13 protein-coding genes are annotated in these 16124 nt (G+C 64.6%); 9 read left to right on the forward strand and 4 right to left on the reverse strand.

What is annotated here, in order from left to right:
* Positions 1–500: 500 nt before the first annotated feature.
* Positions 501–1916, reverse strand: coding sequence for a YkvI family membrane protein (locus tag CIHUM_RS04920; protein ID WP_034999863.1), 1416 nt, complete (start codon positions 1914–1916; stop codon positions 501–503).
* Between the two features lie 183 nt (positions 1917–2099).
* On the opposite strand from CIHUM_RS04920, the gene CIHUM_RS04925 reads away from it, so the two are divergent.
* A complete protein-coding gene (locus CIHUM_RS04925) occupies positions 2100–2924 on the forward strand; it encodes a DoxX family protein (protein WP_034999864.1) in 825 nt (274 codons plus the stop codon).
* Here CIHUM_RS04925 and ilvD read toward each other — a convergent pair.
* Together ilvD and CIHUM_RS04935 are read right to left on the reverse strand one after the other, a co-directional pair.
* Entirely contained in the window at positions 2921–4759 is a 1839-nt protein-coding gene (gene ilvD / locus CIHUM_RS04930; protein ID WP_273680245.1) for a dihydroxy-acid dehydratase, read from the reverse strand. The two genes, CIHUM_RS04925 and ilvD, sit on opposite strands and share 4 nt — an antisense overlap.
* A gap of 5 nt (positions 4760–4764) precedes the next feature.
* Positions 4765–5301: a PH domain-containing protein gene (locus CIHUM_RS04935; protein WP_034999865.1), complete on the reverse strand. Its 537-nt coding sequence runs from the start codon at positions 5299–5301 to the stop codon at positions 4765–4767.
* Positions 5302–5613: 312 nt separating this feature from the next.
* On the opposite strand from CIHUM_RS04935, the gene CIHUM_RS04940 reads away from it, so the two are divergent.
* The 3 genes from CIHUM_RS04940 (at position 5614) to ilvC (ending at position 9015) form a co-directional block, all read left to right on the forward strand.
* Positions 5614–7404: an acetolactate synthase large subunit gene (locus tag CIHUM_RS04940; RefSeq protein ID WP_034999866.1), complete on the forward strand. Its 1791-nt coding sequence runs from the start codon at positions 5614–5616 to the stop codon at positions 7402–7404.
* 2 nt (positions 7405–7406) lie between these two features.
* Positions 7407–7925, forward strand: a complete 519-nt coding sequence (gene ilvN, locus CIHUM_RS04945; RefSeq protein WP_034999867.1) for an acetolactate synthase small subunit — start codon at positions 7407–7409, stop codon at positions 7923–7925.
* A gap of 73 nt (positions 7926–7998) precedes the next feature.
* Positions 7999–9015, forward strand: coding sequence for a ketol-acid reductoisomerase (gene ilvC / locus CIHUM_RS04950; RefSeq protein WP_034999868.1), 1017 nt, complete (start codon positions 7999–8001; stop codon positions 9013–9015).
* Between the two features lie 68 nt (positions 9016–9083).
* Here ilvC and CIHUM_RS04955 read toward each other — a convergent pair whose 3' ends face one another.
* Positions 9084–9701 (reverse strand): hypothetical protein, encoded by a 618-nt coding sequence (locus CIHUM_RS04955; protein ID WP_034999869.1) that lies wholly within the window; start codon positions 9699–9701, stop codon positions 9084–9086.
* A 279-nt stretch (positions 9702–9980) separates the two neighbouring features.
* Here CIHUM_RS04955 and CIHUM_RS04960 point away from each other — a divergent pair, with 279 nt between their 5' ends.
* From CIHUM_RS04960 to CIHUM_RS04980, 5 genes are read left to right on the forward strand one after another with little or no spacing between them, the layout of a single operon-like run.
* Complete coding sequence (locus CIHUM_RS04960) at positions 9981–10886, forward strand: cation diffusion facilitator family transporter (protein ID WP_034999870.1); 906 nt, start codon at positions 9981–9983, stop codon at positions 10884–10886.
* A 22-nt stretch (positions 10887–10908) separates the two neighbouring features.
* Positions 10909–12693, forward strand: coding sequence for a DUF262 domain-containing protein (locus CIHUM_RS04965; RefSeq protein WP_034999871.1), 1785 nt, complete (start codon positions 10909–10911; stop codon positions 12691–12693).
* A gap of 27 nt (positions 12694–12720) precedes the next feature.
* The gene (locus tag CIHUM_RS04970; protein WP_243427175.1) at positions 12721–13551 is read left to right on the forward strand and encodes a hypothetical protein; all 831 of its coding nucleotides are present in this window, start codon (positions 12721–12723) and stop codon (positions 13549–13551) included.
* 60 nt (positions 13552–13611) lie between these two features.
* Entirely contained in the window at positions 13612–14628 is a 1017-nt protein-coding gene (locus CIHUM_RS04975; RefSeq protein ID WP_034999872.1) for a 3-isopropylmalate dehydrogenase, read from the forward strand.
* Between the two features lie 10 nt (positions 14629–14638).
* A complete protein-coding gene (locus CIHUM_RS04980) occupies positions 14639–16087 on the forward strand; it encodes a hypothetical protein (RefSeq protein WP_034999873.1) in 1449 nt (482 codons plus the stop codon).
* Positions 16088–16124: the final 37 nt, after the last annotated feature.

The raw sequence follows: 16124 nt of genomic DNA on the forward strand, positions 1-16124 counted from the left end.
AAGTCCTCGGATAGGCGGGGATTCACCACTTGCCTTTCACCATTTGTAACGCAAGGGGTTGTCCCCATTGCCGCCCACCCCTACCGTGTAGGTACGTACCTAAATGGAGGTTCGCATGGCAGCTACTTCAGCAAGAGAATCTAACCGGGACGTCAGTGCAGTCGTGAACACTGATCGTGGCGAGCCTTCGTACGTGCAGCTCTCCTCTGAAGCTGGCTCCGAATGGGTGGCGTCGTTTCAGATGCAGGGTGATGACAACGATTTTGATCCGCCGCGAGTTGAGTTCACGCCTCGGAACGTGGATCTGTGAAGTAACTGGCCCTGCGCCCCTCGTACCGACAGACCCCTAGTAAGCGATCCAGATTATGGCCCAAAACAGGGCTTTCTCTGGCTCCCTTACTAGGGGTCTGCGGTGGGTTAGTCCAAGGAAAACCCAGTAGCGCAAAATCCCGGCCAACACACGTTGGCCGGGGCGGAGCGGGACGTCGAAAAGCGAGTGCTTACTTGCCCTGGGGCTTGTCCTCGGGCTTGACGGCGGGGAACTCGCCGGTCTTGTACATCTCCTCGTACGCCTCCCACTGGATCTTCTCGTCCTGGGAATCCGGGGCGCCAGCGTAGGAGTCGGACTCGGGGTCGAGCGCCGGGACGGATTTGATGTCGAAGTCGCTGGAGGAATCGGCGTGCATGTCCGCCGCAACCTCTTCCTGCACCGACTGCCACAGTTCCTTGCCGCCAACATTGGAGTCGGAGGTCAGCGAGTCGACCTCGCTGCGCTCCGCGCCGGTGAGGTCCGAGCGCTCGGGATCAAGCTGGGTGCCTGCGAGCTCTGCGAGGCGCTCGCGGCGGCCGGTCTCGTCCTGGATGTTCTTGCGGTCGCGGAACCAGGCCACACCCATGACGACGCCCAGCACCAGGCCGAGGTAGCCCAGAAGCGGGTAGACCCAGCCGACCAGGTCGGCGAAGCCAATGAAGGACAGGGCGAAGCCGACCAGGACCGCGGCGGTGTAGTACGCGCGGAACTTCCCGGGCTTGTCGTGGCTCAGGCGGCGACCGTTGGCATAGAACATGCCGACGGCGGTGTTGTAGATCATCAGGTAGATGACAATGGAAACGAACACGCCGACGGCCGGGTGCATGGAGTCGAAGACCATCAGCAGCGGCATATCGGCATCCATGACGTTTTCCATGTTGCAGAACAGGATGAAGGTCAGGATCAGCAGCAGCACGGCGAATATGATGCCGCCGAGCAGGCCACCCTTGCCCGCCTGTGCCGGGTTCATGTGGGAGCCGGCGAAGACGAGCATCATGGAGACATCCATGATCATCACCAATGTGGCGTAGTTCAGCGCGGTGATCAACCAGTTGCCGAATGTGCCCGACGCGCTCTGGTTGGTCTGTGCCAGTTCGTTGATGTGCCCGAAGTCGGACGGCATGTTCATCAGCGTGATCACGAAGGCGACGAGCAAGCACGCGATCAGCAGCGGGGTGATGTAGGAGAAAACGCTGGTGAGTTTGTCAATGTCCAACAGGCCGGAGAGAAGCAGAAGCACGGTCATGATTGTGGAGCCAACCCAGGTGGGGAAACCGAATTGCTGCTCTAGGTTGGCGCCTGCGCCGGCGACCATGACGAAGCCGATACAAAACAGGGTGAACATCGTAGTGATGTCCATGTACCTCGCAAGCCACGGACGCGAGACACTCTTGAACACGGCGCTGTGGTCGTCGGCCATGTAGTAGGAGCCGAGCTGGTAGACCCAGCCACTGAAGATGGCGATTGCGGCGCCAGCGACAGCCGCACCGAGGATGCCCCAGTACCCGAAAGCGAGGAAGTACTGGATCACCTCCTGGCCGGAAGCGAAGCCCGCGCCGACGGTGAGGCCCACCAGCGCGAGGGCTACTTTGAAGGTTTTACCCATGATGATCCTTAATGAAAGTTAATTAAGAAAGAGCGGAGCCGAGGGTAACACCATTGGGGGTGCCGTTGCTAACCGACGTCCAAAGGCTTCCACTGTCAACAGTGCAGCGCACAGGGGCGGTTTTGGTGTTTTTAACGGCGCGTTGCCAAGGATCAGGCAGTGGTTTCGCATACATTTGTTGGCATGGCTAACAACCCACGCGATCTCACCCCGAATGAGCAAAACGATCTGACAAACCTGGATTCCCCTGATGTGCCGGATTACACCGGCGACGGGCTTTACACCCGCACGGGCAAGGCTGCCCCGACGGAAATTTTCCCGCGCGGCGAGCAGAACAACGGCCCGTTGATTCCGCAGACACCGGAGACCACAGGGGTTGAACGCAATACTGAGACGGTGGACATGGACCGCGAGCCAGCGTATGTCGCCACTGAGCCGGCCTACACCGAGACCGCCGAGACCACCGAGCCGGCCGTGGTGGAGGAGGAGACCCGCCGCGGCACCACGGACCTGGGCCTTCTCCTGCAGCGTCTCGCACTCGGCGCGATGCTCATCATCCACTCGGTGGGGACATTCTTCCGCCTCGGCGGCAACGAAGGCATTTCCGGCCTGGAAGCGGCGTACGCCGACTACCCGTACGGCAACGGGCTCGCTGTGGTCGTTCCTACCCTCGAGCTGGCCGCGGGCGTTTTCCTGGTGCTGGGCCTGCTCACCCCGGTGGCAGCGCTGGTTGCCATCGCAGTGACCGGGTTTATGGCGCTGCACGCCTTCCACACTCAGACGGAAGGCTTCGACGTCTTCGCCTGGACCCCGGAGACGTGGGCGCCGGTGATACTGCTCGCCGCGTCGCTGGTCGTGCAGTTTGCGGGCCCGGGCCGTTACGGCATCGACGCCTCGCGCGGCTGGGCCAAGCGCCCGCTGGTCTCCAGCTGGATTTGCGCGCTGCTCGGCCTGGCGGCTGCCGGGCTGATGTGGTGGTTCGGCACCGGGATCAACCCGGTCGCTTAGTCCACCTGGCGCACGGCGCCCTTGTCGGCGCTGGTGGCCATCTTCGCGTACGCTCGCAAAGCCTTCGACACCTCCCGGACGCGGTTCGGCGTCCACGGGGTGTCGGAGGCTTCTATCGTTTTCCGGCGTTTGTCCAGCTCCGCCTGGTCCACGTCGAGCTTCAGCTCGCGGTTGGATACGGAAATGGAGATGGTGTCGCCGTTTTCGATCAGGCCGATCAGGCCGCCATCGGCGGCTTCGGGGGAGATGTGGCCGATGGACAGCCCGGAGGTGCCACCGGAGAAACGCCCGTCCGTGATCAGCGCGCACTTTTTGCCTAGGCCGGCGCCCTTCAAAAACGACGTCGGGTGCAGCATCTCCTGCATGCCCGGCCCGCCGGCGGGGCCTTCGTAGCGGATCACCACGACCTCACCTTCGAGCACCTCGCGGTTGAGGATCATGGAAACGGCTTGCTCCTGCGAGTCCACCACGCGCGCTGGACCCGTGAATTCCCAAAGGCCCTCTTCCACGCCGGCGGTCTTCAAAATCGCGCCGTCGGGTGCGAGGTTGCCGCGCAGTACCACCAGGCCGCCGTCGGACGTAAACGGGTGCTCGGCGTCGTGGATCACGCCGTTTGCCGCGTCGGTGTCGAGCTCCGCCCACCGCGCGCTCTGGGAAAACGCCTTCGTGGTGCGCTCGCCGCCGGGGGCGGCGTGGTACAGCTCCAGCGCCTCATCTGTCGCGGACCCGCCGCGGATGTCCCAGTCTGCGAGCCATTTGCTTAGCGACGGATACGCGATCGAGTGCACATCCGCATGCAGCAGTCCCGCGCGGTTGAGCTCGCCCAAAATCGCCGGGATGCCGCCTGCGCGGTGGACGTCCTCGACGTGGGCTTCGCCGTTCGGGGCGACCTTGGACAGGCAGGGGATCTGGTGGGACAGCTCGTCGATGTCGTGGAGGTCGAAGTCGATACCGCCCTCCTGCGCGGCGGCGAGGATGTGCAGGATGGTGTTGGTGGATCCACCCATGGCCATGTCCAGTGCCATGGCGTTGCGGAAGGCGTTCACGCCTGCCACGTTGCGTGGCAGGACGGATTCGTCGCCCTGGCCGTAGTAGCGCTCGCACAGCTCCATGACGGTCCGGCCGGCCTTTTCAAACAGTTCGCGGCGCGCGGTGTGGGTGGCGAGCGTGGTGCCGTTTCCCGGCAGGGACAGGCCGAGCGCCTCGGTGAGGCAGTTCATGGAGTTGGCGGTGAACATGCCGGAGCAGGAGCCGCAGGTGGGGCAGGCGTTGTTGGCGATGTTGTCGAGCTCCGAGTCGGAGACGTCGTCGTTGGCGGACAGCGCGATCGCATCGATGAGGTCGGACTTCGGCTTGGTCACCCCTCCGACCGAGAATGCCTTGCCAGCCTCCATGGGGCCGCCGGAGACGAACACGGCCGGGATATTCAGGCGCATCGCGGCGTTGAGCATGCCCGGCGTGATCTTGTCGCAGTTGGAGATACAGACCATGGCGTCCACCGTGTGGGCGTTGACCATGTACTCCACCGAGTCGGTGATGATCTCGCGCGACGGCAGGGAGTACAGCATGCCGGAGTGTCCCATGGCGATACCGTCGTCGACGGCGATGGTGTTGAACTCCTTGGGCACTCCGCCGGCGGCGCGCACGGCGTCTGCGACGATGTCGCCGACTTCTTTGAGGTGGACGTGGCCTGGCACGAACTGGGTGTAGGAGTTCACAATGGCCACGATCGGCTTGCCAAACTCGTTCTCACCGGTGCCGGTGGCGCGCCACAGTGCGCGGGCGCCTGCGGCCTGGCGGCCGATGGTGGTGACGCGTGAGCGAAGTGGGATCACGGTGATTACTCCTTCGCGTCGGGCGCCGACGGGCGCGGGCCCGGCAGGTCCGGGTGCTCGGCAACGTAGGCGTCGTACTCTTCGCGGGAGAGCAAAACCTTGTGGCCGCCCTTGTCGATGATTTCGTACTTGCCGTCGGTGGCCTCCTGGGCTGCGGTGATCACGTCGGTGATGCGGCCGTTGGATGCCTCGGCAAGTTCGGGAAGCGAGTTAAAGGTCACGCCGGGTAGCGGGTGCTCCGCGCCGTCGACAGTAACGGCATGAACAGCAGAGCCCTTGAACGCGAGGCCCTTGAGGTCGCGCCACGGCAGGGTGACGTTCTTGCGCACCAGGTACTTGGCGGTGATGCCGCGCTCGTCCACTGTGGTGGAAGAGGCAAGCACCCAAGCCAGCCAGACGGCGGGGAAGATTAGCAGCCAGGCCAGGTACTTCGGCGCCCAGAGGATGCCCATTAGGGCGATGCCGGTGGCGAGCACGATGGCGAGGATGTGCTCGCGCGTGGGCTTGAATACGTGCTGGGTGTGCTCCGGCGTGTCAGTCATAGTTGGGGATGGTAGTCACCTTTGGAACGTCGATAGGCAATAGCCCGCAATTTAAATACTTGAATAAAAACCCTCGAGATGTTGCCTGGGACACTACAGTTCTAAATCGTGATCAACGAGCGACTTGTAATTATTCTCTCCCGACGGCGCTTGCCGTAGCGGGTGCGTTTTACACGCCGCTCACACACCAAGCGCCCTCGAGAGCACATCGCTCGTCGGGGGCTTTTGTTGTATGGGATCGCGATACCAAGCAGAGTCGAGCAAGCAAGGAGCCTTCACGTGGCAGCTGCAGAGAAAAGAAAGCCCGAACGTATGACGGGTGCGGACGCAGTCGTGCGCAGCCTCGAGGAACTGGGCACCGAGATCGTATTCGGTCTGCCCGGTGGTGCAGTGCTCCCGCTTTACGACGCACTGTTTCGTGCCGAGAAACTGCGCCACGTCCTCGTGCGCCATGAGCAAGGCGCAGGCCACGCCGCGGAAGGCTACGCGGTGGCCTCCGGAAACGTGGGCGTGTGCATCGCCACCTCCGGCCCGGGCGCGACCAACCTGGTCACCCCGATCGCCGACGCTTACCTGGACTCGGTGCCGCTGGTGGCGATCACCGGCCAGGTTGGCTCGCCGCTGCTGGGCACCGACGCGTTCCAGGAGGCGGACATCCGCGGTGTGACCATGCCGATTACCAAGCACAACCTCATGGTGTCCAAGGCGGACGATATTCCAAGCGCGATCGCGGCGGCGTTCCACATCGCCTCCACCGGCCGCCCCGGCCCGGTGCTGGTGGACATCCCGAAGGACGTGCAAAACGCCGAGATCGAGTTCACGTGGCCGCCGAAGGTGGACCTACCGGGGTACAAGCCGAACACGAAGCCGCACAACCGCCAGATCGCGCAGGCGGCGAAGATGATTGCCAAGGCGAAACGCCCCGTGCTCTACATCGGCGGCGGCGTGGTTAAAGCGAACGCGCACAAGCAGCTGGCCAAGTTTGTGAAGGCAACCGGCATCCCGGTGGTGACCACCCTGATGGCGCTCGGGACGTTCCCGCGCGACCACCCGCTCTACCTGGGCATGCCTGGCATGCACGGCACCGTGCCGGCGGTGGGCGCGTTCCAGGAGTCCGACCTGCTCATCGCGATCGGCGCGCGTTTCGACGACCGCGTCACCGGCGACACCGAGACCTTCGCCCCGCACGCGAAGGTCATCCACGCAGACATCGACCCGGCCGAGGTGGGCAAGATCCGCCCGGTGGACGTGCCGATCGTCGGCGACGCCAAGCGGGTACTGTCCGAGCTCACCGACTACTTCGAAGAAAAAGGCAAGGTCAAGGCTCCCAGCATCAAGCCGTGGATCGACCGCTTGATGGACCTCAAAGAGCGCTTCCCGCGCGGCTACGAGGAGCACACCGACGGCACGCTGGCACCGCAGTACGTGCTGGAGACGCTGTCCAAGACCGCAGGCTCCGACGCAATCTATGTCTCGGGCGTGGGCCAGCACCAGATGTGGGCCGCCCAGTTCATCGACTACGACAAGCCGCGCCACTGGATCAACTCCGGCGGCGCAGGAACGATGGGCTTTTCCATCCCGGCCGCGATGGGTGCTAAAGCGGCGATGCCGGAGAAAGAGGTCTGGGCGATCGACGGCGACGGTTGTTTCCAGATGACCAACCAGGAGATCACCACCGCCGCCCTCGAGGGCTTCCCCATCAAGGTGGCCTTGATCAACAACGGCAACCTGGGCATGGTGCGCCAGTGGCAGACCCTGTTCTACGACGGGCACTACTCGCACACCAAGCTCGGCGGCGAGGTCTACGTCCCGGACTTTGTGAAGCTGTCCGAGGCGCTCGGCGCGGTGTCGTTCCGCGTCACTTCCGCCGACGAGGTGGAAGAGGCGATCCAGCGCGCCCGCGAGATCAACGACCGCCCGGTGGTGGTCGAGTTTGTCGTGGGCGAGGACGCGCAGGTGTGGCCGATGATTGCGGCCGGCACCTCTAACTCCGACATCGAGTACGCGCGCGGAATGCGTCCGTTCTTCGGCGAGGAGTCTGCGGCGGAGACGCCGGAGGCCATCAACGACACCATCGAAGCGCTCGAGCAGGAGGGAAACTAACCATGGCGCAGCCCGAACAAATCACCCGCCACACGCTGTCGGTACTCGTCGATGACGTCGACGGCATCATCACCCGCGTCACCGCGCTGTTTACCCGCCGCGGCTACAACCTGGTCTCCCTCGTCTCCGCGAAGACAGCGAAGGAGGGCATCAACCGACTCACGGTCGTCGTCGACGCCACGCCCCACGCGGTCGAGCAGATCACCAAACAGCTGTACAAGCTCATCCAGGTGCACAAGGTGCTCGAGCTTGACGACGCCACGTCGGTCGGCCGCCAACTGCTCCTGGTGAAGATCAACGCGGACAACCTGACCCGTCCGCAGGTGGTGGACGCAGCCAACCTGTTCCGCGCCCGCGTGATCGACGTGGCGGTGGACTCCGTGATCATCGAGGCCACGGGCAACTCCGCCAAGCTCAAGGCGTTTCTTGAGGTGATGGACTCCTTCGGGATCCGCGAGTTGGCGCGCTCCGGTTCGGTGGCGCTGTCGCGTGGTTCGAAGACAATGGCAAAGTCCGAGTAAATCTTAAAATCCCGAGACGGTTGTGTCATAATGTGAAATGACCGTCTCACAGAATGAAGGAAGTGACGTACACATGGCAATCGACGTGCTCTACGACAACGATGCAGACCTGTCCCTGATCCAGGGCAAGAAGGTCGCCATCATCGGCTACGGCTCCCAAGGCCACGCACACGCGCAGAACCTGCGCGAATCCGGCGTTGAGGTGGTCGTCGGCCTGCGCGAGGGCTCCAAGTCCGCAGACAAGGCTCGCGAGGCTGGCTTCGAGGTCAAGACTAACGCGGAAGCCGCCGAGTGGGCCGACGTGATCATGCTGCTGGCCCCGGACACCTCCCAGGCGCAGATCTTCACCGAGGATATCGAGCCGAACCTCAAAGACGGCGACGCACTGTTCTTCGGCCACGGCCTGAACATCCACTTCGGCCTGATCAAGCCGGCGGACAACATCACCGTCGCCATGGTCGCCCCGAAGGGCCCGGGCCACCTGGTCCGCCGCACCTTCGCCGACGGCAAGGGCGTGCCGGCGCTGATCGCTGTGGAGCAGGACCCGCAGGGCAACGGCAAGGAGCTCGCCCTGTCCTACGCCGCGGCAATCGGCGGCGCCCGCGCGGGCGTCATCCCGACCACCTTCGAGGCAGAGACCGTCACCGACCTGTTCGGTGAGCAGGCCGTGCTCTGCGGCGGCCTGGAGGACCTGATCATGTCCGGCTTCGAGGTGCTCACCGAGGCCGGCTACGAGCCGGAGATGGCATATTTCGAGTGCCTGCACGAGATGAAACTGATCGTGGACCTGATCTACGAGGGCGGCCTGGCCAACATGAACTACTCCATCTCGGACACTGCGGAGTTCGGCGGCTACCTCTCCGGTCCGCGCATCATCGACGCCGGCGCGAAGGACCGCATGCGCGAGGTGCTCAAGGACATTCAGGACGGCACCTTCACCAAGCGCCTCGTCGCCAACGTTGAGGGCGGCAACAAGGAGCTGGAGGACCTGCGCGCGAAGGTCTCCGAGCACCCGATTGAAAAGACCGGTGCAGAACTGCGCGACATGATGAGCTGGGTGAAGAACCCGCTCACCGACACCGCACGATAGCCCGCAGGCAGCAAAAACCCCGCGCTCCCGATTGGGAGACGCGGGGTGAAGCTTTTTCTAGCTAACGACTAGTTGGTCGGCTCAGCCTCAGCGCCCTCCGGTGCGAGGGTCTCGGTGATCTCGTCGACGATGTTGGTCTCGGTGACCGTCTCGTCAGCCGGCTCCGCTGCGGACTCCTCAGCGCCCTCGGCTGCGGACTCCTCAGCGCCCTCGGCTGCGGACTCCTCAGCGCCACCCTCGACGGTGGTGGTCTCGGAGACAACCTCGGTTGCGGCGGTAGTGGTGGAGGTGACGGTCTCACCCTCGCCGTTGTCGCCAGAGAACAGGGACCACAGCAGCCACAGCAGCAGCAGTGCGACCAGCAGGCCGAGCAGCCACTTCCACCAGCCGCCGCCACCGTTGGACTCCTCGGTCACCGCGGTGGAGCCAGCGGTGGAACGAGCCGGGGTGGTAGCGGTGCGCTCGGTGGTGGTGCGCTCAACGCGGACATCCTTGTTCGGGGCGACGTCGGTGCGGTCGACGTTGACGTCCTTAACACGGTCGACACCCTCGCCGCCGCGGCCGCGCAGGTCGTCCAGCTTGTCCTTGCCGAGATCCTTCGCGTCGCCGAGCTTGTCCTGGCCAAAGTCCTTAGCGTCCTTGGCGTAGTCCTTCGGGTTGCGCTTCGGATCGATGGGGTTGTTCATTGTAAATTCCTTTCGTGCTAACACAAGTGCTGGCATAACGTCTCCGTTGGACGCAGGGCTGTGCCAGCATCCTCGGTGAACGACCGCCCACTGTAACAAAACTTCCGCAACCGCCGTCGCGGGGCCTGTGCTGCGTATCTCATTGTCTCCGGAGTTTTCCCTGCGCTCGTGGGTAGCTGGCTTCAGGCGGAACCATTTTCAATAAGTTGTCATTAAGCGAAACGGCGCATACCGTAGGTCATCGATAGGCAATGTGAAAGATACGAAGGGGACCCGCAGATGCACGACCACGCCCAGCACGACCACGCCCACCACGACCACGCCCACGGCGCACCGCGGCGCGCGCTCGCGGTCGCGCTTGCCATCACCGGCACGGTTTTCGTCGCGGAAGTTGTCGGCGGATGGCTTTCTGGGTCGATGGCTCTACTCGCGGACGCGATGCACATGCTTTCCGACGCCGCGGGGCTGATCATCTCCCTTATCGCCAGCATCGTCGGACAAAAGGCCGCTTCCGCAACCGCGACGTACGGCTACCGGCGCGTGGAAGTGCTCGCTGCACTGATCAACGCTGCCACTGTGCTGGCAATTTCCATCTGGATCGTGGTCGAGGCGGTGCGCAGGTTGCGCGACCCGCAACCGGTGGAAACAGGACCGATGATGGTCATCGCGATGATTGGCCTGATCGCGAACGCTGCTTCGGCATGGGTGCTCTCGCGCCACCGGGAGGGCTCGATCAACGTGCAGGGCGCGTACTTACACGTGCTGGTGGATATGTTCGGCTCCGTCGCAGTGCTGGTGGCTGGCGCGGTGATTGCGTGGACCGGGTTTACCGGTGCTGACGTGGTTGCCTCCCTGGTTATTGCGGCACTGGTGCTGCCGCGGGCTTGGCAGTTGATGGTGCGTTCGGCCCGGGTGATGCTCGAACACGTCCCGGCGGGGTTCGATGCGGACGAAGTGGAGCGCGCACTACGGCAGGTCGAAGGGGCGACGGATACGCACGACCTGCACCTGTGGTCGCTGGACGGGGTGAGCGTGTTAGCCACGGTGCACGTGGTGGCGGGCCCCGGGGTGGACCGGGACAAGCTGCTGGACCGCGTGCAGGAGGCCCTGGCGCAGCTCGGGGTGGAGCATGCGACGGTGCAGATTGAGCCGCCGGAGCACATCGGTCACGAGAAGGTGTGCTGAAACTGCACTACGCTGTGGTGCCATGGGTTTCACCACGCCGAGCTACTCACTTAAGGACTTGTTTTCCCGCGCGGGGCGGGGAGAGCTGCAGTTGCCCGATTTTCAGCGCGATTATCTGTGGGGCGTCGACAGAGTCCGCACGCTGGTGACATCGGTGCTGCGTGGCTACCCGGTGGGCTCGTTCCTCGCCCTGGACACGCGCAACATGGAGCAGCGCTTCAAGCCGCGCCCGCTCGAGGGCGTGGAGGTCGAGGGCGTGGAGGTCGACGGCGTGGCCCCCGGGCTGTTGCTTTTAGACGGCCAGCAGCGCCTGACCTCGCTCTACCAGGCGTTCAAGAACGACGGCGAGGTCCACACCGTGGACTACCTGGGCCGGCCGATCCGCCGGCGCTTCATGGTGGACGTGCGCGTAGCGGTGTCCGCAGACCCGATGCCAGTGGAGGCGCTATTCGCGGTGGATGAGCAGGGCCAGGTGCGCTCCCACTTCGGGCCGGACGTCGACGGTGCGTTGAATTCGCGCGAGGCCTATATAAATAACGGTGTCATTCCGGTAAGCATGCTGCTGTGGACCGAGGGCAACGACTTGCTTGTGGACATGGCCGCGGGCACCGAAGACGAGCAGCTGCGCGACGCGGTCAAGCACTTTGTCAACCAAGTGATGCGTGGGCTTCCTGCGTACGACGTGCCGGTGATCCGCGTGGACCGCGAAACCACGCAGGCGGGCGTTGGTCAGATCTTCGCGTTCGCCAACTCTGCTGGCGTGCAGATGGACGTCTTCGAGCTGCTCACGGCGGTGTTCGCCTCCGGGGACCCGTCGTTTGCGCTGGCGGAGAACTGGCGGGATACGGAGCACAAGCTGCGCGAGCACCCCGTGCTGGACAGCGTGGGGCGAGTGGAGTTTCTGCGCGCGCTGTCGCTGCTGCTGACCAGCAGGAGGGGCTCCGCGCGGGGCCACCGCGGCGACATCCTGGACATTTCGCTGGAGCAGTACCGGGCGCACGCAGGCGAAATGCTGGACGGTTTCCTCGCCGCGGCGAGGTTTTTGGAGGAGCGCCGCGTCGTTTACGCGGACCAGGTGCCGTATCCAGCCCAGCTGATCCCGCTCGCGGTGATCCTGGCGCGCCTGGCTGAGGATTCGGGCGCACTCGAGCGCGAAGGTGCGGCCGACCGGCTCAACCGCTGGTTCTGGTGCGGTGTGTTCGGCGAGCTGTACGGTGCTCACGCGCCCACCATCCGCATTGGCTTGGACGTGACTGAGGTGACGCCGTGGGTGCGTGGAGATACAGACCAGTTGCCCCGCACGGTGGCCGAGGCGCGATTTTTTGAGTCCCGCCTGCGCACAGCCGGCCCGGACAGCGGCATCTACCGCGGCCTGTACTCGCTGCTCATGGCCCGCGGCGCACGTGATTGGCGCACCGCGGAACTGTTTACCGCGGAGACGGTGGAGCAGCTGCAGCCCCGCTTCCGCCAGGTGTTCCCGGCGGAATACCTGGCGGTGACCGGTGCGCTGGAGAAGGATCCGCAGCTGGTTGATTCGGTACTGAACCGCACGCCGATGGGCCGGCGCACTGACGTGGTCATTGAGCGCAACGAGCCGAAGCGCTACCTGCCCCGGCTGCAGTCGAAGTCCCTGCTGGAAGACGACGAGTTCGACGCCATGCTTGACGGCCACGAGATGGATCCAGAACTACTTCTAGCCTCTGATTGGGAGGGCTTCGTGGCTGACAGGCGCGAGCGTTTCGTGGGCATAATCGAGTACGCCATGGACCGTGCCGCCGAGCGCGACTGGGAGCCGGGCGAGGCGTAAGTGGCAAAAGCGACAATAATCACGGGGGTGGCAACTGTCGTCGTTGCCTCCGCGATGCTGACGTCCTGTGCTCCCGAGGCGCAGTTGAGTCCGCTCGAGCGCGCCCGCGGCGTGAACCAATCCAAGCACGTGGGGAAGCTGTTCGCGGGCGAGCCGGAGGTCGTCGATGACGTCCTCGGCATCAAAACCACCAAGCTGTTCTTCCCGACGTCTGAGACGCTTGTGCTCAGCGACACCTCCGTCGAAGCGCAGCTGCGCGCGGCGTCCATCGCGGTGACCACGAACGCGCCGATGATGGTGTACGACCCCACCCGTCACGCCGAGTACGTGCAGATGATTGCGGATATGCGCACTGTGAACGTGCTCACTGTGGGAGACGTGGCCATTGCGCCGTCGAAAGGTGCGGTGAGCGTGCAGCGCGACCCTGGCGGGCTGCGGGCGTTAGAACAGATGACTGCGCTGCGCTACCGGGAGCGCACCGTCGCCACGCCGCAGGAGGCGGTGCGTGAGGTTTCCAGCCTGCACCAGCGCGAGCCGATGTGGCTGCGCGCTCAATGGGCGGACCCGTCGGTGTTGCCCGCGGCGAATCCGGAACCCTTCCCCATTCAGTCCCGCCGCGATGCCAACATGGCACCGCGGGTGGTTGCCACCTGGGAGTCGTCCATCCCGTCGGTGGCAAACGCGCGTAGCTACGGAGCGGATGTGACCGTTGTGCCGTTGGCGGATCCGCGCAAGAGCGAGCAGACCCTGTTCGCCATGGCTGGGCTGGCTGAGCGCCCATTGGTCGCGCTGGGGAGCCAATTCGGCACCTCCGCTCAGTTGATCGACCGGATCCGGGAGGCGGAAGCGGCCTACTAGCGTGGCGCGAGGTGATAGTCTGAGGCTGTTTTCTACTATGTGAGAAGAGGGTTTCAGAATATGAAAATTGCAGTGCTCGCAGGCGATGGCATCGGACCAGAAGTCATGGCGGAGGGCCTCAAAGTTCTCCACACCGTGCGCGACGACATGGAGACCACCGATTTCGACCTCGGCGCCCGCCGCTACCTGCGAAACGGCGAGCTGCTCACGGACGCCGACCTGGACGCGCTGAAAGCGCACGACGCGATCCTGCTCGGCGCCATCGGCGACCCGGAGCGCGTGCCAGCCGGCGTGCTCGAGCGCAGCCTGCTGTTGCCGCTGCGCTTCAAGCTGGACCACTACGTCAACCTGCGCCCGTCGCGGCTGTACCCGTCGTCGGTGAGCCCGCTGGCAAACCCGGGCGACATCGACTTCGTGGTGGTGCGCGAGGGCACCGAGGGGCTCTACGCCGGAAACGGCGGCACCCTGCGCCAGGGCACCGAGCACGAGGTGGCGTCAGAGGTCTCCCAGAACACCTACCACGGTGTTTCCCGCGTGGTGCGCTACGCGTTCGAGCTGGCAATGACGCGCCGCAAGAAACTCACCTTGGTGCACAAGACCAACGTGCTGGTTAACGCCGGTGGGTTGTGGCAGCGCGTCGTCGATGAGATCGCGCGCGAGTTCCCGGAGGTCGAGGTGGACTACAACCACATCGACGCCGCGACCATCTACATGGTCCAGGACCCGCAGCGTTACGACGTCATCGTCACCGACAACCTTTTCGGCGACATCCTCACCGACCTTGCAGGCGCCGTCGCAGGGGGCGTGGGGCTCGCCAGCTCCGGCAACATCAACGCCGCCAAGGAGTATCCCTCCATGTTTGAGCCGGTGCATGGCTCCGCCCCGGACATCGCGGGGCAGGGCATTGCGGACCCCACCGCGATGATCCTGTCGGTGGCAATGATGCTGCGCTTCCTCGGCGACGAGGACAACGCCGCGCGCATCGAGGAGGCCGTGGAGGGCGATGTGGCTTCCCGCGGCGACGCACAGCTGCGCACCGCCGAAGTGGGTGACCGGATCGCCGCCGCCCTGAAGTAGGGTTGTCCGCATGCATGTGACCCGCACGATTCCTGCCGTCCTGACCGCAACCGCACTGGTGCTCACCAGCTGCAGCAGCACAGAAGGCGGGATCGGACAGCCGGGAGCCCTTGAAACCAATGGTGACGAGGTCATCCAGGACACAGACGGCACCGGTGTGGAGGTCTCCCAGCGCCTCTTCGATTCCTCGGAGACCGTTGTGGTCTCCGCGAAAGAGCGCGACCAGCAGCTCAAGGCAGCGGCCATCGCCGTCAAGCTTGGGGCGCCGATGCTTGTGCGTCTCGACGGCACCGATTCCGCCGTCGACGCCGAGGTTGAGCGCCTGGGCGCCACGCGCGTGATCAACGTGCCGGGCGATGAAGAAGAGGCCGAGGCGGTCGCCTCCTCCGAGCCGGCCGAGGACGCCGCTGCGATCGCGGCGTTGGATGCGCAGAACCCGAGCAAGCTGACCATGCCGCCGGTGTTCGCCACCGCGCTGTCCTCGCGCGCCTCCGTCGCCACCGCGCGTGCGGCTGGCGCCGAGGTGCAGGTGCTGGCAGTGCCGGATCCGCGCGCCACGGCGGACAGCATGCGCACCGTCACCGACCAGGACACCCTTGCGCTGGGCCGCCAGTGGGGCGACACCGAAAACTTCCAGGCGCGTGCGGCACTCGCGGACAACGGCGAACTGCCGGGCGGCGGCGGTCTGGCGTTCCCGGGCCGCCGCATGGTGGCGCTGTACGGACACCCCTACGGCTCGGACCTGGGCGTGATGGGGGAGCAGGATCCGGCGGCGGCGGTGGAGCTGGCGAAGAAGTACGCCGAGGACTACCAGCCGTTTAGCGAGGTCCCTGTCATCCCCGCGTTCGAGGTCATCGCCACCGTTGCCTCCGGCGGCCCGGGCGACGACGGTAACTTCTCCAACGAGACGCCGATGGAAGACCTCGTGCCCTACGTCGACGCGATCGTGGACGCCGGCGGCTACGCCGTGATCGACCTGCAGCCCGGCCAGGGCAGCTTCCTCGAGCAGGCCAAGCTGTATGAAGAGCTGCTCAAGCGCCCGAACGTCGGCCTGGCGCTGGACGCCGAGTGGAAGCTCAACCCGGGCGAGCAGCCCCTGTCGCGCATCGGCAGCGCCACCTCGGGCGAGATCAACGAAGTGGCTGACTGGCTCGCGCAGCTCGTCCGCGACAACAACCTGCCGCAAAAGGTGATGATTCTGCACCAGTTCAACGTGGCCATGTACCCGGACCGCGAAAACATTGTCACCGGCCAGCCAGAGCTCGCCTGGGTCCTGCACGCCGACGGCCACGGCGGCCCGGAGCAGAAGTTCGATACCTGGAACGTGCTGCGCGAAGGCTTGGACCCGAACTACTTCATGGCGTGGAAGAACTTCTTCGACGAGGATTTCCCGACGTTTACCCCGGAGCAGACCTACCGCGACGTCAACCCGCGTCCGTGGTTTGTCAGCTACCAGTAAAAACTACCGGTATCGGGCGCAGCTGCACGATACTCTT

It is taken from the genome of Corynebacterium ihumii, assembly GCF_028609825.1.
Lineage (GTDB): Bacteria > Actinomycetota > Actinomycetes > Mycobacteriales > Mycobacteriaceae > Corynebacterium > Corynebacterium afermentans.

Excerpts from the sequence above, each read along its gene's own strand:
- CIHUM_RS04960 (WP_034999870.1), top strand. The coding sequence starts at position 9,981 with ATGCACGACCACGCCCAGCACGACCACGCCCACCACGACCACGCCCAC.
- CIHUM_RS04935 (WP_034999865.1), bottom strand. The coding sequence starts at position 5,301 with ATGACTGACACGCCGGAGCACACCCAGCACGTATTCAAGCCCACGCGC.
- ilvN (WP_034999867.1), top strand. The coding sequence starts at position 7,407 with ATGGCGCAGCCCGAACAAATCACCCGCCACACGCTGTCGGTACTCGTC.
- CIHUM_RS04955 (WP_034999869.1), bottom strand. The coding sequence starts at position 9,701 with ATGAACAACCCCATCGATCCGAAGCGCAACCCGAAGGACTACGCCAAG.
- CIHUM_RS04925 (WP_034999864.1), top strand. The coding sequence starts at position 2,100 with ATGGCTAACAACCCACGCGATCTCACCCCGAATGAGCAAAACGATCTG.
- CIHUM_RS04975 (WP_034999872.1), top strand. The coding sequence starts at position 13,612 with ATGAAAATTGCAGTGCTCGCAGGCGATGGCATCGGACCAGAAGTCATG.
- CIHUM_RS04940 (WP_034999866.1), top strand. The coding sequence starts at position 5,614 with ATGACGGGTGCGGACGCAGTCGTGCGCAGCCTCGAGGAACTGGGCACC.
- CIHUM_RS04965 (WP_034999871.1), top strand. The coding sequence starts at position 10,909 with ATGGGTTTCACCACGCCGAGCTACTCACTTAAGGACTTGTTTTCCCGC.
- CIHUM_RS04920 (WP_034999863.1), bottom strand. The coding sequence starts at position 1,916 with ATGGGTAAAACCTTCAAAGTAGCCCTCGCGCTGGTGGGCCTCACCGTC.
- ilvC (WP_034999868.1), top strand. The coding sequence starts at position 7,999 with ATGGCAATCGACGTGCTCTACGACAACGATGCAGACCTGTCCCTGATC.
- CIHUM_RS04980 (WP_034999873.1), top strand. The coding sequence starts at position 14,639 with ATGCATGTGACCCGCACGATTCCTGCCGTCCTGACCGCAACCGCACTG.